This is a genomic window from Flavobacterium sp. FlaQc-57, assembly GCF_044007395.1.
In the GTDB taxonomy this organism is placed as follows: Bacteria; Bacteroidota; Bacteroidia; order Flavobacteriales; family Flavobacteriaceae; genus Flavobacterium.
Genome location: NZ_JBIPDA010000004.1, coordinates 305,581 through 327,926 on the forward strand (window position 1 = coordinate 305,581; position 22,346 = coordinate 327,926).

The 22,346-nt window shown below is 33.1% G+C and carries 22 protein-coding genes and 1 tRNA gene; 11 read left to right on the plus strand and 12 right to left on the minus strand.

Features of this window, described 5'->3' with window-relative positions:
- The first annotated feature begins 1 nt into the window (after position 1).
- Positions 2-1,921, plus strand: coding sequence for a RagB/SusD family nutrient uptake outer membrane protein (locus ACHRVZ_RS14795; protein WP_395423384.1), 1,920 nt, complete (start codon positions 2-4; stop codon positions 1,919-1,921).
- A gap of 342 nt (positions 1,922-2,263) precedes the next feature.
- On the opposite strand, the gene ACHRVZ_RS14800 is transcribed toward ACHRVZ_RS14795, so the two are convergent.
- Positions 2,264-2,521, minus strand: a complete 258-nt coding sequence (locus ACHRVZ_RS14800; protein ID WP_395423385.1) for a hypothetical protein — start codon at positions 2,519-2,521, stop codon at positions 2,264-2,266.
- Positions 2,522-2,646: 125 nt separating this feature from the next.
- Positions 2,647-2,720: transfer RNA gene (locus ACHRVZ_RS14805), tRNA-Met, on the minus strand.
- Positions 2,721-2,874: 154 nt separating this feature from the next.
- Between ACHRVZ_RS14805 and ACHRVZ_RS14810 the strand changes: the two genes are divergently transcribed.
- On the plus strand, positions 2,875-3,267 hold the full coding sequence (locus ACHRVZ_RS14810; RefSeq protein WP_026984135.1) for an START-like domain-containing protein: 393 nt from the start codon (positions 2,875-2,877) through the stop codon (positions 3,265-3,267).
- Positions 3,268-3,321: 54 nt separating this feature from the next.
- Positions 3,322-4,161, plus strand: a complete 840-nt coding sequence (locus ACHRVZ_RS14815) for an aminotransferase class IV (protein ID WP_395423386.1) — start codon at positions 3,322-3,324, stop codon at positions 4,159-4,161.
- On the opposite strand, the gene ACHRVZ_RS14820 is transcribed toward ACHRVZ_RS14815, so the two are convergent.
- From ACHRVZ_RS14820 to ACHRVZ_RS14850, 7 genes are all read right to left on the minus strand, one after another.
- Entirely contained in the window at positions 4,158-4,718 is a 561-nt protein-coding gene (locus tag ACHRVZ_RS14820; RefSeq protein WP_072959341.1) for a YqgE/AlgH family protein, read from the minus strand. The genes ACHRVZ_RS14815 and ACHRVZ_RS14820 overlap by 4 nt on opposite strands.
- 128 nt (positions 4,719-4,846) lie before the next feature.
- Entirely contained in the window at positions 4,847-5,119 is a 273-nt protein-coding gene (locus tag ACHRVZ_RS14825) for an HU family DNA-binding protein (RefSeq protein ID WP_017498096.1), read from the minus strand.
- 180 nt (positions 5,120-5,299) lie between these two features.
- Positions 5,300-6,247: a methionyl-tRNA formyltransferase gene (gene fmt / locus ACHRVZ_RS14830; RefSeq protein ID WP_395423387.1), complete on the minus strand. Its 948-nt coding sequence runs from the start codon at positions 6,245-6,247 to the stop codon at positions 5,300-5,302.
- Entirely contained in the window at positions 6,247-8,142 is a 1,896-nt protein-coding gene (locus ACHRVZ_RS14835; RefSeq protein ID WP_395423388.1) for an ATP-dependent DNA helicase RecQ, read from the minus strand. The genes fmt and ACHRVZ_RS14835 overlap by 1 nt, the downstream gene beginning before the upstream one ends.
- 65 nt (positions 8,143-8,207) lie before the next feature.
- Positions 8,208-8,741 carry an AAA family ATPase gene (locus ACHRVZ_RS14840; RefSeq protein WP_395423389.1) on the minus strand — a complete coding sequence of 178 codons (534 nt, stop codon included), beginning with the start codon at positions 8,739-8,741 and terminating at the stop codon, positions 8,208-8,210.
- A gap of 282 nt (positions 8,742-9,023) precedes the next feature.
- On the minus strand, positions 9,024-9,809 hold the full coding sequence (locus ACHRVZ_RS14845; protein ID WP_395423390.1) for a hypothetical protein: 786 nt from the start codon (positions 9,807-9,809) through the stop codon (positions 9,024-9,026).
- Positions 9,810-9,830: 21 nt separating this feature from the next.
- The gene (locus ACHRVZ_RS14850; protein WP_395423391.1) at positions 9,831-10,748 is read right to left on the minus strand and encodes an alpha/beta hydrolase fold domain-containing protein; all 918 of its coding nucleotides are present in this window, start codon (positions 10,746-10,748) and stop codon (positions 9,831-9,833) included.
- 273 nt (positions 10,749-11,021) lie between these two features.
- On the opposite strand from ACHRVZ_RS14850, the gene ACHRVZ_RS14855 reads away from it, so the two are divergent.
- From ACHRVZ_RS14855 to ACHRVZ_RS14870, 4 genes are all read left to right on the plus strand, one after another.
- Entirely contained in the window at positions 11,022-11,318 is a 297-nt protein-coding gene (locus ACHRVZ_RS14855; protein ID WP_395423392.1) for a DUF493 family protein, read from the plus strand.
- A gap of 3 nt (positions 11,319-11,321) precedes the next feature.
- Entirely contained in the window at positions 11,322-12,044 is a 723-nt protein-coding gene (locus ACHRVZ_RS14860; RefSeq protein ID WP_395423393.1) for a DUF4290 domain-containing protein, read from the plus strand.
- Positions 12,045-12,133: 89 nt separating this feature from the next.
- Positions 12,134-13,447, plus strand: a complete 1,314-nt coding sequence (gene murA, locus ACHRVZ_RS14865) for a UDP-N-acetylglucosamine 1-carboxyvinyltransferase (protein WP_395423394.1) — start codon at positions 12,134-12,136, stop codon at positions 13,445-13,447.
- Positions 13,448-13,462: 15 nt separating this feature from the next.
- A complete protein-coding gene (locus ACHRVZ_RS14870; protein ID WP_395423395.1) occupies positions 13,463-14,338 on the plus strand; it encodes a cation diffusion facilitator family transporter in 876 nt (291 codons plus the stop codon).
- Positions 14,339-14,514: 176 nt separating this feature from the next.
- On the opposite strand, the gene ACHRVZ_RS14875 is transcribed toward ACHRVZ_RS14870, so the two are convergent.
- From ACHRVZ_RS14875 to ACHRVZ_RS14885, 3 genes are all read right to left on the minus strand, one after another.
- Entirely contained in the window at positions 14,515-16,995 is a 2,481-nt protein-coding gene (locus tag ACHRVZ_RS14875; RefSeq protein WP_395423396.1) for a DUF5686 and carboxypeptidase regulatory-like domain-containing protein, read from the minus strand.
- A gap of 70 nt (positions 16,996-17,065) precedes the next feature.
- Positions 17,066-17,479 carry a type II 3-dehydroquinate dehydratase gene (gene aroQ, locus ACHRVZ_RS14880; RefSeq protein ID WP_395423397.1) on the minus strand — a complete coding sequence of 138 codons (414 nt, stop codon included), beginning with the start codon at positions 17,477-17,479 and terminating at the stop codon, positions 17,066-17,068.
- Between the two features lie 76 nt (positions 17,480-17,555).
- Positions 17,556-18,119, minus strand: coding sequence for a porin family protein (locus tag ACHRVZ_RS14885; protein ID WP_395423398.1), 564 nt, complete (start codon positions 18,117-18,119; stop codon positions 17,556-17,558).
- Positions 18,120-18,404: 285 nt separating this feature from the next.
- Between ACHRVZ_RS14885 and ACHRVZ_RS14890 the strand changes: the two genes are divergently transcribed.
- The 4 genes from ACHRVZ_RS14890 (at position 18,405) to ACHRVZ_RS14905 (ending at position 22,332) form a co-directional block, all read left to right on the plus strand.
- Entirely contained in the window at positions 18,405-18,914 is a 510-nt protein-coding gene (locus ACHRVZ_RS14890; RefSeq protein ID WP_395423400.1) for a hypothetical protein, read from the plus strand.
- A 202-nt stretch (positions 18,915-19,116) separates the two neighbouring features.
- On the plus strand, positions 19,117-19,686 hold the full coding sequence (locus tag ACHRVZ_RS14895) for a porin family protein (RefSeq protein WP_395423401.1): 570 nt from the start codon (positions 19,117-19,119) through the stop codon (positions 19,684-19,686).
- Between the two features lie 86 nt (positions 19,687-19,772).
- Positions 19,773-20,669 (plus strand): site-specific tyrosine recombinase XerD, encoded by an 897-nt coding sequence (gene xerD, locus ACHRVZ_RS14900; RefSeq protein ID WP_395423589.1) that lies wholly within the window; start codon positions 19,773-19,775, stop codon positions 20,667-20,669.
- A 142-nt stretch (positions 20,670-20,811) separates the two neighbouring features.
- On the plus strand, positions 20,812-22,332 hold the full coding sequence (locus ACHRVZ_RS14905) for a PAS domain-containing protein (RefSeq protein WP_395423402.1): 1,521 nt from the start codon (positions 20,812-20,814) through the stop codon (positions 22,330-22,332).
- Positions 22,333-22,346: the final 14 nt, after the last annotated feature.

Sequence of the window (22,346 nt, forward strand, 5' to 3'; positions counted from 1 at the left end):
GATGAAACCGATACAAATAAAAACTTTTATGGTAGCAGCAGTAATAACGCTGTTCCTGGGAGCATGTTCTAATGTTTTAGAAGAAGAGCCTCGCAGTATTTATACTCCCGAATATTTTAAAACCGAAAAAGGAGTTGTTGCAGGATTAACGTCAATGTATGCTCATTTGCGTTATATCTATGGACAAGGTTATTACTACAATACGACCGAAACAGGAACTGATGAAGCAACATACGCACAAAGTGCAGATGCCAACTTCAAGGACATGGATCTTTCGGGCGTGGGATCAATTACTCCTTCTTCAAGCCGTACTGATGCTTTATGGCAACCCGCATTTATTAACATTAATACTGCCAGCGGTATTATTGAAAATGCTAAGGCAATTGGAACAATTTCAAATGCGATGATTTCCGAAGCTAGATTTTTTCGTGCATTTGACTATTTCTTATTGGTTCAAACTTTCGGAGGAGTTCCGTTGGATTTAGGTGCAGGAGAACTTAAATTCAATACAAGCCCATCAAGATTTTCTGTTAGAAATAATGTGCCGCAAGTTTATACAAGAGCTATTTTTCCTGATTTATTGACGGCAGTAAATGAATTGCCTGATGTTGGAAGAGTAAAAGGTGGAGTAACCAAAACTGCTGCCAGACTTTTTCTGGCGAAGGCTTATTTGACTTATGCATGGTGGTTAAAAAATCCAAATAACATTCCTACTTATCCGGAAACTGCTCGTGTTGACCCGGATGGACACGATGCAGCGTGGTATTTTCAGAAAGCCTATGATGTCGCAGCAACAGCAATTGATACTCATGGTTCATTTGCACTACAAGCAACTTATTATGACGTAAATTTAGGAAGTAATGATCGCAATAGCGAAATTGTATTGTATGCTGATCATACTGAAAAAAGCGAATTTTTCAACGCAAGCAGTCTTACATATTCGAATGGTGGCGCACCAGAAAATTTTGCAGTTTGGATGATGACACCTAATTATACTAATATTAGAAGTTCAGGCGTAAGTTCAGTACAACGTGAGGCGGAACAGCATTTAGGTCGTCCATATATTCGTATGTGTCCAACTATCGGTGTAATCACAAATACATTTGCTGACAAAACCAATGATTCTCGTTACGATGGAACATTTACAACAGTGTATCGTGGTAACTGGAATAAAGCCGGCATTACGACGCCAACTTTAAATAATGCAAATGGCTTACCGGTTGCTCCAGGTGGTGCTATACTGTCATTTTTGAATGATGAAAATTCAGCAATTGCCTATAATGCAACAAATGGAGGTGTTGGAGCGGGAGTTCTGGCAGGAAGATCAGATTTTGTAATTGCACCAAGTGGTATTAGTAGAATTATATATCCTGGATTATGGAAACTTGGAGTATACCGTACAGATGGTGCAGGCGGATTAGGTCAGCCTAATGCAGCAAGTACGCGTCCTTATAATATGGCTAAACTGTCTGAATTGTATTTAATAGCAGCAGAAGCAGCAGTAATGGGAGCAGCTCCACAAGGCGGAAAAAGTGCAAGAGAGCTGGTAAATGTTTTACGTGCTCGTGCTGGTAAATGGAGATTTGATAACAATGGGAATGTAGCAAAAACAGCTGACAATAGTGCGGTAATGACTGCGGCAACACCAGCAGCTATAGATGTTAATTATATTTTAGCAGAACGCTCACGTGAATATTATGGTGAAGGTTATCGTTGGTACGACTTACTTCGTACTCAAAAATGGACAGAACTTTCAAGCTCGTATCAAATTTGCGGTCCTGCATACGGAAACCATACGCCATTAACCGTGTCTAGAACCATTCAACCGTATCATTATTTACGTCCTATTCCACAATCTCAGTTTGATGCGATGATTATGACTGCTGATGAAAAAGCAATTTATCAGAATCCGGGTTATTAACATAGAAATTATCCAGCAGCAGCTAATAAAAACATGTTTGGATTGAACGTGAAAGTTAAGATAGTAATTAGTGTTGTTTTAAAGAGTTAGTTTATCACTAATTAAATTTGTTTTGAAGAAAAGCCGAGAGTTGAGTCCTCTCGGCTTTTTGTTGTTATAGGGATGAAATGCTTTTATCTCGAATCAGAGTTGAAGAAGTTCCTAACGAAACAAAACCTCAATAAAAAAGCAAATCAATTGATTTGGAAGTGTCTTAGTTTTTGTTGAAAATAAGGTGAGTGAAGTGTTTTAATGTATCTGCACTTGTTTCTTCTCAATTTGTTATATAATTGATTAACTTGTTTATTTCTCCTGTTCTAAATTGTCAACAGCAGAAATTTGGTCAAGTATATTGGTTTGATTGGGCGAAATGTAGTTTTTTGTTTCGACAGCATTTTCTTTTTTAAAAAGAAGATCTAATGCATGGTACAATTTTAATAAAACATCTTTGTCTTCTTTTTCAATCTCTAGAGCAGTATTAAAATTAAAAACATAATTATTTGAATTTCGTACTTCTACTTTTATCGTTTTTGATGTGATTTTAAATTTGACTATATCCATTTGTCTATATTTAAGAGTGATAGTTTGCTGTTTTGTCTAATACCTCACTTGAATTTTTTACTAAGTTAAGGATTATTTTAAATAAAAAACCCCTAATCAATTGATGATTAGGGGTTTGTTTTTTGTAGCGAGGACGGGAGTTGAACCCGTGACCTCAGGGTTATGAATCCTGCGCTCTAACCAACTGAGCTACCTCGCCAAGACTGCGACTAGGAATGAATTCCTCATTGCGGGTGCAAAGATAAAAATATTATTAGAGCTTGCAAGCATAAAATGAAGAAAAAAAAATATTTTTAAAAATGCATTGTTTTTGGACATATATTCTTATATTTCGAAAAAATTAAAAGTAGCACATGGATCCAAAAATACGTTACGAAATCGAGTTCCCGATCAATTCTTCGCCGCAATTATTGTATCAATATATATCAACGCCGTCAGGTTTGTCAGAATGGTTTGCAGACAATGTAAATTCAAGAGGCGAATTTTTTACTTTCATCTGGAATGACTCGCAGGAAAAAGCGCGTTTGGCATCTAAAAAAACCGGAGAAAAAGTAAAATTCAAATGGGTTGATGAAAGTAGTAAGGATACAGAATATTTTTTTGAATTACATATCTTGGTTGATGAATTAACAAAAGATGTATCATTAATGGTTGTCGATTTTGCTGAAAAAGAAGAAGTAGGAGAAGCTAAACAATTGTGGGAGAATCAGATCTCAGACCTGAAACATCTTATAGGTTCTGTCTAGTAAAATTCTATTTTATACCTTATATTTGCCCTGAACAAAATTCAGGGTTTTTTTATGATCAATTTTAACGGAAATATAGTAGCGCAGGATGATAATGTATTAACTCAAAATCGCGCTTTTTTGTATGGAGATGGCGTTTTTGAAACATTGAAAATAGTCAATAATAAAATTTTATTTCTTGAAGATCATTATTTTAGATTGATGGCCTCTATGCGTGTGGTTCGAATGGAAATTCCGATGAACTTTACAATGGAATATCTTGAGGAACAAGTTTTGAATCTGGTTCAGCAAAAAAATATTTCTGCCTCAGCCAGAGCGCGAATTACCGTTTTTAGAAATGATGGAGGTTTATATTTGCCGCAAACCAATGATGTTTCGTATTTGATTCACGCAACGCCACTTGAGAATACTGCATATGCTTTAAATACTGCTGAATACGAGGTTGATTTATATAAAGACTTCTATGTGACAAAGCAATTATTATCATCGATTAAAACGACTAATAAGATCATTAATGTTACCGGAAGTATTTTTGCTCATGAAAATGGGCTGGCAAATTGCATTTTAGTAAATGATACTAAAAATGTTGTAGAAGCACTACAAGGAAATTTATTTATGGTTGTGGGTAAAAGACTAACTACACCGCCAATTTCTGAGGGATGTTTGAATGGAATAATGCGTAAGCAAATATTAACTTTGGCTAAAAAAATAGAAGGCATAGAAGTAGTTGAAGAAATAATTTCACCCTTTGATCTTCAAAAAGCAGATGAATTATTTCTGACCAATGTAATCATGGGGATACAGCCGATAACTAAATATCGAAAAAAAGAGTTTACAAATAGTCTGGCTCATTTATTAATGCAAAAACTAAATGAATCCATATCTGAGAATTAATTCAGATATGGGTTTTCAGGTGCATTTGACCAAATGAGATAATCTCCACCAAGTTCTATAATTTGCTCTTTCCAAAAATGAGTGGTCGATTTTCCGATAATTTTATTTTTATAACTATTATCGGTGATGATCCAGGAGTTTCCTTGCATTTCGTTCTCAAGCTGATTTTCATCCCAACCGGTATAGCCTAAGAAAAAACGAATATTGTTTTTGCCAATTGATCCGTCGTTTATTAAGTCTTTGGTCGATTCGAAATCACCTCCCCAATAAATTCCATTAGAAATCTCGACACTATTCGGGATTAATTCAGGAATATTGTGAATAAAATACAGGTTGTCTTGTTCAACAGGACCGCCGTTATATATTTTGAAAGTAGCATCAATTTCTGGTATTAAATCATTAATAGTATACTTTAAAGGTTTATTAATGATAAAACCAATAGATCCTTCCTTGTTATGGTCTGCTAATAAAATTACCGATCTATTAAAAGATAAATCTCCAATTATAGAAGGTTCGGCAATAAGCAGGTGTCCTTTTTTTAATTTTTCTGAAATCATACGGCTACAATTTTTATTAAATTTAATCATAAAATTTTTAAAAACCCAAATAAAATCGTTAAAGCGCATAAAAAAACCCTCCATGAGGAGGGTTTTGATTATATTATAAGTTTAGAGAACTTTCTTACTTAGTTCACTGCACCTTCTAATTCAGCTCCAGCTTTGAATTTTACAACATTTTTAGCTGCGATTTGAATAGTTTTTCCTGTTTGAGGGTTTCTACCGTCTCTAGCAGCTCTAGCAGATACTGACCAAGATCCAAAACCTACTAATGAAACTCTACCACCTTTTTTCAAAGTAGCTCCTACGTTTCCTAAAAATGATTCTAAAGCCAATTTTGCCGCAGCTTTTGTGATTCCTGCATCAGCAGCGATAGCATCGATTAATTCTGATTTGTTCATAATAATTAGTTATTAATTGTTGGTTAAAAAAAATTGTTAATACACAAATTTAGTAGGAAATCCGTTCCTTGCAAGTGTTTTCTTTAATTTTAGCAAAAATTGTTAATAACTTGCTTTTTTTGTTCATAAAGCGGGTTATTCGTCGATTAAAAACAGGTAAAAACCCCTGTTTTACTGAGGTTAATAGACTTTTGCTGTATCAGAAAAAGTTATCCCATTAAGCAATTCTGCTACCTGCATTCTCTTTTTGCCTGGTAATTGCAAACTTAAAAGCTGTAAAAAGCCATCTTGAACCGCAACTTTGATTTCTTTTTTGCTACAAATCAAACTTCCTGTCTCATAAGAGTGAGCTTCAGAAATCAGTTTTGCTTCATATATTTTAATGCTTAATTCCTCATTCTTATCTTTCAAAAAACACCAAGAAGCAGGATACGGACTTAGACCTCGAATCAAATTATTGATTTCGGCTCCGGATTTTGTCCAGTCGATCTTGCAATTTTCTTTATTGAGTTTGTAAGCTGTTTTTATTTCAGCATTATCTTCCTGAATTGTAGTGGTTACGTTTCCTTTTTCAATTACTTTCAAAGTATCAATTACAGTTTTACTTCCTAGTGACATGAGTCGGTCGTGCAATTGTCCTGCATTTTCTTCCGGTTCAATAGCGATTTCCGAATTTAAAATCATTGCTCCGGTATCTATTTTATCGTCAATAAAGAAAGTAGTTACTCCTGTTTTAGTTTCTCCGTTAATAATAGCCCAGTTAATTGGTGCTGCACCGCGATAATTTGGTAATAAAGAAGCATGAAGATTAAAGGTGCCTAAACTTGGCATTTCCCAAACCACTTTTGGTAACATTCTAAAAGCAACAACAATTTGCAAATTGGCGTTCAAAGCTTTTAATTCTGCTAGAAAATTTTCGTCTTTTAAATTGGTTGGCTGTAATAAAGTAAGGTTGTTTGCTAATGCGTACTCTTTTACTGCTGAGTATTTTATTTTTTGTCCACGTCCAGCCGGTTTATCTGCAGCTGTAATAACGCCAACAACATCGTAATTATTTTTAATAATGGTATCCAAAATGCCGACAGCAAATTCTGGAGTTCCCATAAATATGATTCTCAATTTTTCCATTATGATTTTAAAGTGTATTTATTATTCGCAAGTATGGTAATGTGATTGTTCTCTAATAATTCCTGAAGGACTGATACAATATCGTTAGCATCCAGTTTTATTTGAGATTGAATTTCTCTCGAGGTCAAAGCGGCTGATTTTAATAAGTGAAGAATTTTATCAGCAATCGAATCGGCTTCAGTAATTTTTCCTTTTTGAGTAATACAATAAGAACAGACGCCACAATTCTTATTTGTTTCTTCTCCAAAATAATCCAGAATCAATCTGTTTTTGCAGGTTTTGTTTTCTTTAATATAATGTAGAACAGATAGTAATTGTTCTTCTTTTAAATTATTTTGCTTTTCCAGATATTTCGAAACTCTATTTATAGTCAAATCATCTTCTCGAACTTCATTAAATAATATAGTGGCATCATTATTTTTTGATTTGTATTCGATGATTTCTTTTTCTTTCAGTTTTTCCAAAACAGCCAAGACTTGTTCGTCTGTATGTTGTGATTTTTTTGCAATTAGCGAAAGATTAAAAGGTGTTTTCATTTCGTAAACACCAGGATAAGTTCTTAAAATTGCCAAAAGTATCTCTTCATCATTCGGATTCAGGCTCATGTACCGAATCACTTCCTTAGATTCAATTAGAAATTGTAAAGTGATCTTTTCTGAAAATTCCTGCGACATTGTAATGATTCCCTGCTGATTTAAAAACTGCAATGCATTATATGTTTTTAAAGTAGGGAAGTCGTATTTGTTGCAAAAATGATTCAGCTTAAATGAAAATGAATCGTCTAAACCTTCACCGTATGCGATCTGAAAATAGGTGCAGAGTTTGACATACATCGTTTTGAGAAACTTTTTGTCGGGTAGAACATTCAAAAATTGCTGCTCCGTTTGAGTTGCATCTGAATTGTTAAAAAGTAAAACCGAAAAGGCCTTTTCGCCATTTCGCCCTGCTCTTCCGGATTCCTGATAATAATTTTCTAAGTTTTCAGGCAGTTGTGTATGAATAACCGTTTTTACATTGTCTTTGTCGATTCCCATTCCAAACGCATTCGTGGCCACGATAACTTGTGCTTGTTCGGACATCCACAATTGCATGTTTTTGTCTTTTTCTTTTGATGAAAGGCCACCGTGATAATATGTTGCACTAAAACCTAATGATTGTAATTGCGTCGACATATTCAAACACGATTTTCTATTTCGTACATATATAATAGAAGGCTGTGGGTTTTTCTTTAAAATTTGTTCGACACGATATAGTTTGTCTTCAATTTCAAAAACCATGTATGCAATATTTTTTCTTTCAAAAGATTGCTGAAAAAGTATGGGATTCTTTAAATGTAATTCAGTTTTAATATCCTCAATAACTCTTGGGGTTGCTGTTGCGGTCAAAGCTAAAAACGGAATCTTAGGAAAGTATTTTTTAAGTTCTGAAATCTTTAAATAGGCTGGGCGAAAGTCGTGTCCCCACTGCGAAACACAGTGCGCTTCATCAATTGCAATTAAATTTATAGGAAGATTTTTAATGCGTTCTAAAATCCAATCAGATTGTAAACGTTCCGGTGAAAGATATAGAAACTTATAATTTCCGTATTGGCAATTGTCCAAAAGATCGATAATTTCTTCCGTATGAATTCCTCCTGTGAGTGCAATCGCTTTAATATCGCGTTTTTGTAAATTGGCTACCTGATCTTTCATCAAAGCAATCAACGGCGAAACAACCAAACAAATGCCTTCTTGCATCATAGCAGGAACCTGAAAACAGATTGATTTTCCTCCTCCGGTTGGAAGCAGAGCAAAAGTATCCTGACCGTCCAAAACCGAGTCAATAATCTCCTTTTGTAACGGTCTAAAACTGTCGTGTTTCCAGTATTTTAAAAGAATTTCTTGCGCTTCAGGCATTAGTTTTATTTTAAAGTTAAAAAATTTAGAAATCAGTTTCTAGTTTTGCAACTTTAAACATAAGCCTAAATTTTATCTAAGATATAAAGAATTCTGTTCTCAACCGTATCTTTGGGTACCTCAATTAAGTTGTAGCCGTATTTTTTATAGGTGTCAACAAGGTGTTTCTGAATGGTTTGCGCCTGTTCAAAATTTTCGTAACGCTCAGTGTCGCTTTCGTAAATTTCTTCCCAAGGTGGTAAAATAAAAGTTTTAGAATATTTAAAATCCTCACAAGCTTTTACAAAATGCGCCGGATAATCATCGCCTATATAATCCATATAGGCTACAACATCGGGAATTCCGCGATCTATAAAAACAACATTATCAGGTTCTTCAAGAGCATTTTCGAATTGCTTGATACGGCCTTCCAATAACATTTCGCTAAACAACAAAGGTTGTTCCAGGAATAATTGATCGATACCGCGCTGTTGCGCTTCGAGTGTAACTTGTCTTGAAATTTCAGGGTAACAGCAGTAGCCACGAGCTACCAATTCGTTAATAAGAGTAGATTTTCCCGTTCCCGGGCCACCAATGAGAACTATGATTTCTTTTTGCACTTTCGTAAAATAAAGCGCAAATTTACCTAAACTTATTGTATTTAAAAAGATTATTTTGCCTTGAGCGAACGATTTCGCATTTTTTTCTAATTATTATGGTGCTGGATTAAAATCCAGCCCTACAAAATAAACTGTTCCTCCGGAACTAAAACAAAAAAGAGCCGTCGGCTCGGCGAATATTGTAGGGCTGGACTTTAGTTTATATTAGAAATGTTTTATAAAGTTTGTGGAAAGTATATAAGAGGTTTTGTGAATCTTGAAGAATTAAAAGTTGAAGCATAATTATGCGCTTCCTGAAATATTCAGATCGGTATAATTGTGCTTCGTTAAATTCACTTTTAAACTTATGTTGCAGTTTCCGCCATCATTCACCATCATTAAATTATATTTATAAGATTCTTTATCATAGGGATCTCTGCAATAACAAAATGTCCAAACTTCTTTTTCTTGTTTCTCGTTTAAAACTACAATACATTGTTTTATATACTGATTAATGTTTTTGAGTTTAGAAGCGTTTTCTTTGAAGCATATTTTTAGGATGCGATTAAGTTCAATTAATTCGTTTTGATCTAGATCGGCAGGTTTTATAGTTCCGGATTTGTAACCATAATTTTTAGGTCTTTGAAATTCGGGGTTAAAAGTAAAGAATGCATAATTGTTGTATTTTTTAAGATCTAGTTTTGCTTTTGTATGAAAGAGATTTTTTTTAATTTCTATTTTTAATGGTGATTCACCATCAATAAACTCTATAAAACCGTTTTTGATTACTGCTTTCTCACTTCCGTTATAACGGAATCTAGTTCGACTGAAATAAATTGTATCATTTTTTGAAAAACAGAAATCCTTAAATTTTTCTTTTTTTTCGTGATTTAGATCGTTTTCTGTAATTGTAAAAACATAAGAGCTATCAGAAAATAATTGAAACTTTAAACTTGCATCTCCAATAAAATTATATGTGTTTATAGCCGAAATCATTTCGACTTTTGCTGCATTTTTTTTTATTTTTTCTTCTTTGCATTGAATAAACAGTAGTAAGAAGGCTAATAGCATTATGATTTTAAAATTCATAGACTTAAAAATTAAAGCAGGTTACTCACAAAACAAATACTTTCCAGAACTCGGAACTTTATTTTTCGAAGGAATAATAATATGTGATTCGAATTTCTTTCCTTTTAAAACATCATTTACAAAATCCAAAACATATTGTTGACCTTGATGAAAAAGATAACCCGAAAATTCATGTCCGCCACCACAGAAAGTGATGAGTTCAATATCTTTATGTAAATCATTCATATGATTGTAAACTGCATAAGACCCGAAAAGAATCAGCCAGCCCGAAGCATTTGTAGGGCAAGAGCGATGCGAGCCTGCGCTGTATGGAACAGTGTCGTCATTACTTCCATGTGCTAATAGCATCGGGATTGTTTTTTCTTTTGTTATTAAATTAATATCCTGAATTGCTCCTGATCCTCCAATAAAACCATTGTATTTGAAATTTTCAGGTAAATTGTTTTTGTATAAATTCATCAGTTTATAGTCCCAAAAAGAAGCGTGAAAACCAATTTCGGCACCAGCGCTGATTCCTGAAATGAAAATTTTTGAAGTATCAATATTGTATTTATTAGCATTTTCTATTAAATATGAAGTCGCCTGCCACATATCGCTTACGCCAATTTGGATTGCTTTTATTTTCTCGGTCAAAGTTCCTTTGCAGCCAAAATCTTTTCCTTTCATATATAAGCTGTATGAAATGCTCGCTACAGCATAACCGTTTTTTGCCATAAATATTCCGAAATCTTTTTCACTTGTACGTTCTCCACCAGAAAATCCTCCGCCAAAAGCAAAGATGATTAACGGCGTTTTTTCATTCGATTTTTTCTGAGGTAAGTACAAATCTAAATCCAGTTTGATGGTATCATTTTGAAAATAAGTCATGGTTTTGGCTTCTTGGGCTTGGATATTAATTAGAGTTAAAAGGGTGAAAAGTAAAAAGATGATTTTTTTCATTGTAATGTATTTTTAATCTTGCGAGGTTTCTGAATCAAATTATAGAAACGTTAGAAGGAAAACTTCGTGCGTTCGCAACTTTTAGAGTAAATTTAGAAGTAATGTTTTCTCAAATATAAGAGGAAAATTTACAAAGAAATAATCTTGTGTCGCTTTTTTCTTAGCACCTTTGTCCCGAAGTTTCGGGATTGTAACTTTGAACCTTTTTTCGAAATAAAAAATCTAAAAAATCTGAAATCAAAAGCGTATATTTGCGTTTATTTTTAATTACGAATGGAAAACGATAAAGAAAAAGAAACCGCCGAATTTTACGATAGATTAAAGGTTGAGTTAGATAATTCAAATACTTGGCCTGCAGAATATTTGTATAAATTTATTATGCCTTCAGTAGGTGATAATGTCGAAAAAGTAGAGAAAGCTTTTGATAGTATGGGTGCGGTTATCAAAACAACAAAATCTAAAACAGGTAAATTTACCAGTGTTTCTGTAGATGTTACCATGCATAGTGCTGATGAAGTAATCATCAAGTACAAAGAAGTTTCTACTATAGAAGGTATAGTTTCATTATAACTTATGAACGAAAAATATAAAAAAGAAGTCGCGAATGACGTTGTTTTTAATTTAGAATATAATTCTGAAAGACAGCGTTTACTTATTCCCGAATATGGTCGTCATTTGCAAAAACTGATCGATCAGGCTACTATTATTGAAGATGATGAAACGCGCAACAAAGCTGCGAAATACATTATTCAGGTTATGGGAAGTTTGAATCCACATTTGCGTGATGTACCCGATTTTCAGCACAAATTATGGGATCAGCTTTTTATTATGTCTGATTTTAAATTGAATGTAGAATCACCATATCCAATTCCGTCCCGCGATGTATTGCAATTAAAACCAGATGTTTTACAATATCCTCAAAACTTCCCAAAATACAGGTTTTACGGTAACAATATCAAATACATGATTGATGTTGCTAACAAATGGGAAGATGGAGAAATGAAAAACGCATTGGTTTTAGTGATCGCCAATCACATGAAAAAGTCTTATTTGAGCTGGAATAAAGACACAGTAAAAGACGATGTGATTTTTGAACACTTGTATGAATTGTCAGGAGGTAAAATCAATTTGTTGCAAAGTACCGAAGAGCTTTTAAATACGACTGATTTATTGCGTACCAATAAACGTATGTCAAATAAAATTACGCCACCGGGACAGCCAAAAATTCAAAGCAACAAAAACAATAAAGGCCCGGGGAAACCAAAGCCTTTCCAGAAAAATAATAATCAGAAATAAAAAGGTACTAAGCTACTAAGATACTAAGCTACTAAGATTTTTAGCTAAGAAACTTAGAACCTCAGAACCTCAGAACCTAAAAGAGAAATATGGGAGTTTTTAAAATCGAGGGAGGAATTCCTTTAAAAGGAGAAATCACTCCACAAGGAGCAAAAAATGAGGCATTACAAATTTTGTGTGCTGTGCTTCTAACGGGAGATAAAGTTAAAATTAATAATATTCCCGATATTATTGACATCAATAAATTAATCACTTTGTTGGGTAATTTAGGAGTTAAAATTCAGCGCAATGAACCAGGTTCGATTACATTTCAGGCTGATGAGGTTAATGTTGGATATTTAGAAACTGAAGCTTTCAAAAAAGAAGGTGGAGCGCTTCGTGGTTCTATTATGATTGTTGGACCGCTTTTGGCTCGTTTCGGAAAAGGATATATTCCAAAACCGGGTGGAGATAAAATTGGCCGTCGTAGATTAGATACACACTTTGAAGGTTTTATCAACCTTGGAGCAAAATTTAGATACAATAGAGAAGATCACTTTTATGGAGTAGAATCTCCGGAAGGTGGATTGAAAGGAACGGATATGTTGCTTGATGAAGCATCAGTTACTGGAACAGCAAATATTGTAATGGCCGCTGTTTTGGCAAAAGGAGTAACGACAGTTTACAATGCAGCTTGCGAGCCTTACTTGCAGCAATTGTGTAAAATGTTGAACTCTATGGGAGCTAAAATTACCGGAGTTGGTTCAAATTTATTGACTATCGAAGGTGTTGAAAGCCTTGGAGGATGCGAACACAGAATTCTTCCTGATATGATCGAAATTGGTTCTTGGATTGGTCTTGCGGCTATGACAAAAAGCGAAATCACGATTAAAAATGTAAGTTGGGAAAACTTAGGTTTGATTCCAAATACATTCAGAAAGCTTGGAATTACGATTGAAAAACGCAACGATGATATTTACATTCCTGCTCATAAAGATGGGTACGAAGTAAAAACAGATATCGATGGTTCTATTTTAACAATCGCTGATGCGCCTTGGCCAGGATTTACACCTGACTTATTGAGTATTGTTTTGGTTGTGGCAACACAAGCAAAAGGAGACGTTTTAATTCATCAAAAAATGTTCGAAAGCCGTTTGTTTTTCGTTGACAAATTAATTGATATGGGAGCGAAGATTATGTTATGTGACCCGCACAGAGCTGTGGTTATGGGACATAATTTTGAATCTCAATTAAAAGCAACAACGATGTCATCTCCGGATATTCGTGCCGGAATTTCATTGTTAATTGCTGCACTTTCTGCAAAAGGAACAAGCACAATTCAAAATATAGAACAAATTGACCGTGGATACGAGCGTATCGACGAGCGTTTAAGAGCAATTGGAGCAAAGATTGTGAGAGCGTAGATACATATTTCTATAATGACAAATGAACAAAAAGCTGTAAAAGCTACTATCTTTAGTATAGTTGGAAACACCTGCTTGGCCCTTATAAAAGGTCTAGCAGGTTTTTTTGGCAATTCTTACGCCTTAATTGCTGATGCAATCGAATCGACAACAGATATCTTTTCGTCATTTTTGGTTTTATTCGGAATTAAATATTCAAATAAACCAGCCGATGAAAATCATCCGTATGGGCACGGTCGCGCAGAACCTTTAATTACTTTTTTGGTTGTTGGATTTTTAATTACTTCTGCAACTATTATTGGATACGAAAGTATTGCCAATATTCAGACTTCGCATGATTTACCAAAATCGTGGACTTTGTATGTTTTAGGATTGATTATTATTTGGAAAGAATATTCTTTTCGATTAGTAATGAAACGCAGTAAACAAACCAATAGTTCTTCATTAGCCGCAGACGCCTGGCATCATCGTAGTGATGCTATTACTTCGGTAGCAGCATTTATCGGGATTTCGATTGCCCTAATTATGGGTAAAGGTTACGAATCTGCAGATGATTGGGCGGCACTTTTTGCTGCTTTTTTTATCTTATATAATAGTTATAAAATCTTCAGACCTGCACTTGGTGAAATCATGGATGAGAATTTGAATGACGATTTAGTTGAAGAAATCAGAGTTAAATCTTTAACCGTTACAGGTATTCTAGGAACCGAAAAATGCTTTATTCGTAAAGCCGGAATGAAATATCATGTTGATCTTCACGCGATTGTGTCTGCTCAAATTTCGGTAAAAGAAGGGCATGAGTTATCGCATAAATTACAAGATACTTTAAAAGAAAAAATACCTCAATTGGGCAATGTTTTGATTCATATTGAGCCAGATGATTATCATTGATTTTGAGATTCAAAGTGACAAAGATGCTGAGGTACTAAGGTCTTTCTTTAGCATTTATAAAAAAACAAAATCCGTTTATTCTTTAAGAGAATAAACGGATTTTTTATAGGATATTTTTTGTCTGACGGAGCGGAGTCGAAGCATTTCAAAGTATCTCAACTTTGTTCCTCTATACCTTAATTCAAAATCTTCAAGCCAAAGACAACACCATTTTGCTGAATTCCGCCTTGATAGGAATGAATATAATCAACTCTAAACAATTTAAATTTCCCGAATCCTAAGTTGTCTAAACCAATTGTAAATTCAGAATATGGTTTTCGATCCGGGATTGCCAGTGAATGAAATCCTATATTCATAGTTGATTTTAATAGATTCAATAGCGGAATTTTATTCATAATAAATCCAGTGTCATTATACTCAGAATGCATTTCTAGATAGCTGTCATTCGTGCTGTTGGTGTAATAAGGCATTAAATTAAAGACATTTAAATAACGATTGCTCGTTCCAATATGAGTTTGGTTTCCGTTAAAATGTCTGTAATCGATAAATGAAATATTTTCGGCATTAAAGAATTTTCCAGCTTTAAAATTCATTCCCAATAAACCTTTGTTTCCTAGCGATAAATCATATTGTACAGCGGCACCAATTCTTTCAAATTCATATTTTTTCTCGCTGGCAGCAAATGCTTTTTCAAAGGTTAAAAATATAGTAGGGTATTTTTCATCTTTAATATTATATCTTCCATTAGGTCGTGAAATATATTTGTTTCCAAAATTAATTCTAGCGTTCAAAGCCGTTTTAAACAAATGATGCTGATTAAAAGCCGGGGTAGTAAAATCATTTGGAGCTAAAGGATTATTTGATGAATAAACATCATCTCTATTAAAGAAAGAATAGTCCGTTGTATTAAATAAAGGTTTTCTTTGCTCGTAGGCTACTTTAGCATTAAGATTTATACCATTTAAAATGTCTTGAGAATAGTTAATCTGAGCAAATTCTAAATTATACAATTTCATATAATTGTCTTTAAAAAGCAAAGAGCTTAAAGAATTGATGAATTTGCTTATAGGTTCTGCACCATTAAATTGAGCCGTTTTTGTTCCTCCGGAAGCCCAAAGTGTTGCATAATTTATATTATTGAATTTGTGACTAATTGTACCAATAACACGAAAACGCTCATCCGAAAAGCCATAATTAAAAGTTGTACTTATTGAAGTGCTTTTTCCTTGCTCTTCATTTGTCTTTCTAAACGAAAAGCCAGAGTCGAGATTAAACCCTTGTACAGTATTAAAACTTAAAGAAGTTATATTTAGTAGTCCTTTATATTCAAAAGATTGTTTTTTAAAGGTGTTTTTATAATTGTAACCCATTACAACATCCCAAATTTTAAACTTGTTGTGTTTGGCATCTGTCGAATCAGTATATTTTCTAGATTTCCTGATTATTTGAAGACTATCTTTTTTATTGTAATCATCACTTTCTTCAATAGTTAACGGAATTGGTCGAATTGAATTCCAGAAAGCATCATCTTTTTTATTGGCGTTGGCTTCAAAAGCTACAATTTCATTTCCAAAAGTTTTCTTTTCGAAAGAATCTGGGAATTCATAATTGGAATAAACATAATTGAATTTTCCGGAGAATTTTATTCCAAAAATACCGGCATTAAAAGATAGTGTTTGAGCATTTTTTGACCATATTTTGTTTTTCGAATTATAACTAAAGCTCTGTTTAAGCGTCATTATTTCAGTAAATTCGTTTTTCATACGGTAACCTTTAATATCCAGATCGATTGCATAAATGGCAAAACTGTCATCAACGATATAAATATAACCTTCAAAAACAGGCTCTTTATCGCGTTTTGGCGTTACTTTGATCTTATAAATTTGCTGCTTATTATCATCATAAAAACTTCCTTCGAGTTTGTATTTGTAATAATTGAATGCATTATCAGCGATCGGAGAAATAAGTTTGACATCGAAGTCTAATGTATTTTCATAAAAATCATAAGTCGATAAAGTTGCGGTGTTGTAGCTGTAACCTTTATTGTTTCCGGAGATTTTTGAAGCAATAATTTTCTCTTTTAATTTGTTGGGTTTTTCAAAAGAGATTTTCGAAATCGTTTCAGACAAATACAAGATTCCTGTTCCGGTCGAATCTAAATTGGACGACATGTCCTCGCCAAGGTCAATTTTTTGTCCTAGAATTTTCTTAGGCAAATCTTTTACCTTAAAAATTCCCTTAGAATAAAAATCGGCAGTAAAGCGTCCCGTTTTGTCGGAGTTGTCTTTTTTGTTTGCGATAGCGCTTTTTATAATTGCATTGGCAGGATTGTTTTTAGGATCAATAATAACTTCGTTTAATGCGAAGCTTTCTTCTAGTAGTTTAACATCTAAAAGAGCTGTTTTTGAGTCTGGAGAAACAGTTATTTTTTGAGTTTTAAAACCCAAATACTGAAAAGTAATTTTGTTTTTACCAACTTCTTTTACATTAAGCTGGTATTTTCCCTGCTCGTTTGAGGTTGTACTGGTATAAGTGTTTTCTTCAAGAACAGAAACAAAAGGCAAGGGATTTCCTTTTTCATCTGTTATGGTTCCTTTGATTTGAGCAAAGTTTGAAATTGAAAAAAATAAAAAGGCAAATAAAGTAATGTTTCTCATGAAAGTTTTTTCTCTCACAAAAATAGAATAAGTTAAAAACGAGCTTATTAATAATTTGTTAAATAATACTTTACAGGAAAGATTGAATCGCCAATTCGTAGCTCTTTAAACCAAAACCTAAAATTACACCTTTTGCATTTCCTGATAAATACGATTGATGTCTAAAACTTTCGCGAGCGTAAGTGTTCGAAATATGAACTTCGATTACCGGAGTTGTCACGGCTTTCATAGCGTCACCAATGCCAATAGAAGTATGTGTGTAAGCTCCTGCATTTAAAATAATACCATCAAATGTAAAACCAACTTCCTGAATTTTCCCAATCAATTCACCTTCAATATTACTTTGGTAATAAGTAAGTTCGACGTTTGGAAATTTTTGCTGCAAGGTTTCAAAATAATCTTCAAAAGTTTGACTTCCATAGACTTCAGGTTCTCTTTTTCCTAAAAGATTCAAATTGGGACCGTTAACAATGCAGATTTTCATAAATGTAATTTTTGTAAAAATAAAAAAACCGTTCTAATTATTAGAACGGTTTTTATAAAAGTATGTGATATTCTTTCTAGAACAACATTATTCCAGCTGAAAGTTGGAATACAGAGTTTTTAAGATCAGCTTTAGAAGAAACTTCAGTTAAACCAAAACCATAACGACCTTGAATAAAGATACCTTCAGTAATTTTTAAACCAAGTCCTGCATTAATTGCAAAATCAAAAGTTTTAGGATCTTGAGCGTCAAATTCTTCTTTATTACTTAATAAAAATGAGGCCTGTGGACCTACTTCTAAGCTTAGAGATTTTGTCACATATATTTTAGCCATTACCGGAATAGATAAATAGCCTAATTCATTTTTAAATTCTCCAAGTGCATTTTTGTAAGTAGCGCCCTGAGTTGAATACAAAAGCTCTGGTTGAATAGAAAATTTTTCTAATAATTTAACTTCTGCAACTAAACCAGCATGGTAGCTTGTGATACCATCTTTGCTGTAATCTATTCCGCTAAAAGAGGCATCTCCTGTTTGATTAGCAAAGTTAACCCCCGCTTTTACACCAATTTTTAAGAATTGTGCTTGTATTGTAGCTGATGTTGCAATGAACATTACAGCTGCTAAAATTATTTTCTTCATAAAAAAGTTTTTAGAATGTGGTATTTTAAAAATGTTATCTATTAGTCAAAACTACATTTTTTTGATTTTATTGCTTTATATAAACCATTATATAATTATTAAAATTTACATTTTTTTTAACCTTAAATGTAAAGTCTTGTTAAGTTTTTGGGTTTAATTGGTTGAAATTCAGGTTTTTATTTGTAATTAATTTCTGTCTTATTTTAATACTTTTCTAACGTATTGAGGAGTTTTATTTGTCAGTATAGTTTTACTTTTCGGTTTTGTAATTAAAATAAATAAAACATGAAAAAAGTAATTTTTGCTGTAATTGCAGTTATGGCATTTGGTTTTGCGAACGCACAGGAACAAACTGCTAAAGGAAAATGGTTAGTAGAAACTAATACTTCTTTTGGAGCAACTCAAGTTGGTAATACAGGTTTTCAATTATCTTCTTCTGATGGTGAAACAAAATGGAGTTTAGGTGCTGAGGGAGGTTATTTTGTTGCTGATAACTTAGCAGTTAAAGCTGGTTTAGGTTACAATGATTTAGGTCACAGTTTAAGTGCTTTTTCTTACAAAGTGGGGGCGAAATATTATTTGCTAAATAAATTTCCTTTGGAAGCTTCTTACACTGGGTCTAGCATAAAAGATGCTGATGAAAATCCTTCATTTTTAGGTTTGCAAGGTGGTTATGCATGGTTTGTTGGAAAAAACATTTCTATTGAACCAGGTCTTCGTTACAATATTTCTTTGAATGAAGATTATTCAAAAAGTGTTTTCCAATTAAACGTTGGGTTTGCATTACATTTTTAAGACCTTTTTTATTTAGTTGTTTTTTAAGACCTTCCTCATTTTTGAGGGAGGTTTTTATGTTTTAATATTAATTTAAAACATCTAACTTATGCTGATTTAATAATTTAGCACCTTATTACTATTTTATTTGTTAAAATAAAAATTAGTTTTTATGAAGTAAATATTTATATTTGAATATTATAACCCAAAAAAAGAAATTGTAATGAAAAGAATTATTTTGGCTGCAATCGCAGTTATGGCATTTGGATTTACGAATGCTCAACAGACAAGATTTGGAGTAAAAGGTGGTCTTAACCTTACTAGTTTTGCAGGAGGAAATTATTATGACTCTAAATCTTTGGTAGGTTTTCAAGTAGGAGGTTTTGCTGAAATTAAAATTATCGAAAGATTGGCAATTCAACCGGAGGTTTTGTTTTCTACTCAAGGAGCTAAACAGGAAGTAGGTATGACTGACTTTGATACTAAATTGAATTATATAAATGTTCCTGTTTTGGCTAAGTTTTATATCACAAAACAGTTTACTGTAGAAGCAGGGCCGCAAATCGGATTTTTAGTATCTGCAAAGAATAATGGTAACGATGCCAAAGATGGTTTTAAATCTGTAGACACAGGATTCAATTTTGGAGCCGGTTACAACTTTACAGAGAATGTTTCTGTTGGTCTTCGCTATACTGTTGGATTATCTAATATTGCTGATTATGATATTGATAGTACAGAAGAGTATTTGGATAGCCCAAAAAAACAGTGTTTTAGCTTTGACTTTAGCTTATAAATTCTAATTTCTTCAAGTAAGATATTTAAAGACCTTCCCTTATAAGGAAGGTTTTTTTATGCCTAAAAATGTTTTACTTTGTAAATATGAATTGGAACAGATATATAAAAGACTATCAATCGTATTTAAGGATCGAAAGAGGTTTGTCTAAAAACACAATCGAAAACTATGGCTTTGATATTGAACGATTGTGTCTTTTTTTAGAAACCAATCAAATCGAAGTTTCACCTTTAAAAATTACTGACGAAACCGTTCAGCAGTTTATTTATGCTGTTTCAAAAGAAGTTAATCCACGTTCGCAAGCGCGAATCATTTCTGGATTAAAAAGTTTTTTTAATTATTTGGTTTTCGAAGATTACAGAAATGACAATCCGTTAGAACTAATCGAAACCCCAAAAACTGGTCGAAAGTTACCTGATACTTTGTCGATTGAGGAAATAGATTCCTTAATTGCAGCCATAGATTTAAGTACAAATGAAGGCGAGCGTAATCGCGCTATGCTGGAAACATTGTATGGATGTGGATTGCGGGTTTCCGAATTGGTTTCGTTAAAAATATCGGATCTTTTTTTTGATGAAGGTTTTATAAAAATTACCGGAAAAGGAAATAAAGAAAGATTTGTTCCGGTTGGAAAGCTTACTCAAAAATACATGCAGATCTATCAGAAAGAAATTCGTGCAAATCTTACTATTAAAAAAGGGTTTGAGGATACGTTATTTTTAAATCGAAGAGGAAATCAGCTTACACGAGCGATGATTTTTACTATTATAAAAGATTTGGCGGTAAAAATAGGTCTGAATAAAAATATTAGTCCACATACCTTGCGTCATTCGTTTGCGACACACTTGTTAGAGAATGGTGCAGACTTAAGATCTATTCAGTTAATGTTAGGTCATGAATCGATAACCACCACAGAAATTTATGTGCATTTAGATCGACGTTTCTTAAAAGAAGTGATGCATTCTTTTCATCCGCGGAAATAATTTTTTTGGTAGAGTTCTGATTTCTAATCAAAAATTAATATATTGTATGATATTTTCTATTAAAGGCAGATAAGATCGACAAACAGTATCTTTTGTTTTAATTATTATTTTTATCATTCAACTTGGAGTAAATAAGTGATATATGGTTTTTGATTTATATGAAAATGAGGATTGCTTAGAAGTGAATAATTTTTATAAAAAATTATTTGCTGAAATGCCTGATTTGTTGTTTCAGTTTGTTATTGATAGCGATAATAATTATTCTTTCCCTTTAGTCAGTAAATCTGCTGATGAAATTTTTGAGCTTACATCTGAAAAATTCTCAAATAATACAAAACTGGATATTTACGAGCGAATTTTTCCGCAGGATCGAGAGTTGTTTTTTGAATCATTGGTTAAAGCAAAAAAAGAAGTACAGCCTTGGGAAATTGAGTTCAGAGCCATTTTACCTAAAAAAGGTTTACGTTGGTTTAGAATTTCATCTAAAACAGAAGCTTCTCAAGATGGAAGTGTTAGTTTTTACGGTCATGTCTCTGATATTACCGAATTAAAAGACAAAGAAGAAAAACTACGAATTTCCGAAGAACGTTTTCAGTTTGCACTGGATGCATCTACGGCTGGAATTTGGGATTGGGATATGGTTACCAATAATGTTTTCTATTCCTCATTATCACTAAAAATACTAGAATTAGAATCAGCAGATATTTTTGATGATCCGGAACGTTGGGACAAAATTGTTCATCCTGACGACCTTCCAAAGTATTACTCAGACATACAAGAACATTTTGATAATAAGATTCCGTATTACGAAAATTATCACCGTGTGATGACTTCAAGCGGAAATTATAAATGGATTTTAGATCGCGGAAAAGTTATTAAAAGAGATGAAAACGGAAAACCACTTCGCGTAATTGGTACTCATACTGATGTGTCCTTGCAAAAAGAAAAAGAGTTAGAGCTTTTAAAAACGATGAAACTTTATAGCGATCAAAATAGCCGATTGGTTAATTTCTCGCATATTGTTTCTCATAATTTAAATACGCAGGCAGGTAATATAAAGTCTATTTTAGATTTTATTGATGCAGATATAGGAAAACAAACAGTTAGTGAAATGTTGGAACATTTAAGAACAGTTTCTAATGACTTAAATGACACTATTTCTAATTTAACGCAAATTGTAAAAACCCAAAGTAATATTAATATAGCGGTTGTTCCTTTGAAACTTTGCGAATACATTGAAAAAACAATTTCGACAATTAAAGGTTTTGATAAACAAACGAATGTTACGATTATAAATAATGTTCCAAAATACTTGACCATTAATTTTAATCCTGCGTATATGGAAAGCGTTTTGTTGAATTTTGCAACAAATGCAATAAAATATGCGCATCCTGATCGTGATCCTGTTATTGTTTTTGATTTTTCGATTGAGCAGGATGGGCATAAGTCGCTAAAGATTACCGACAACGGTTTAGGGATTGATTTAAAGGTTTATGGTGAATTGTTATTCGGAATGTATAAAACGTTTCATAAACATCAAGAAGCGCGCGGAATTGGCTTGTATATCACCAGAAATCAAATTGAAGCAATGAAAGGAAGTATTTCGGTAGAAAGTGAAGTAGGAGTAGGAACTAGCTTTAAAATTATCTTTAATGATATTTAAGAAATAATTTAAAA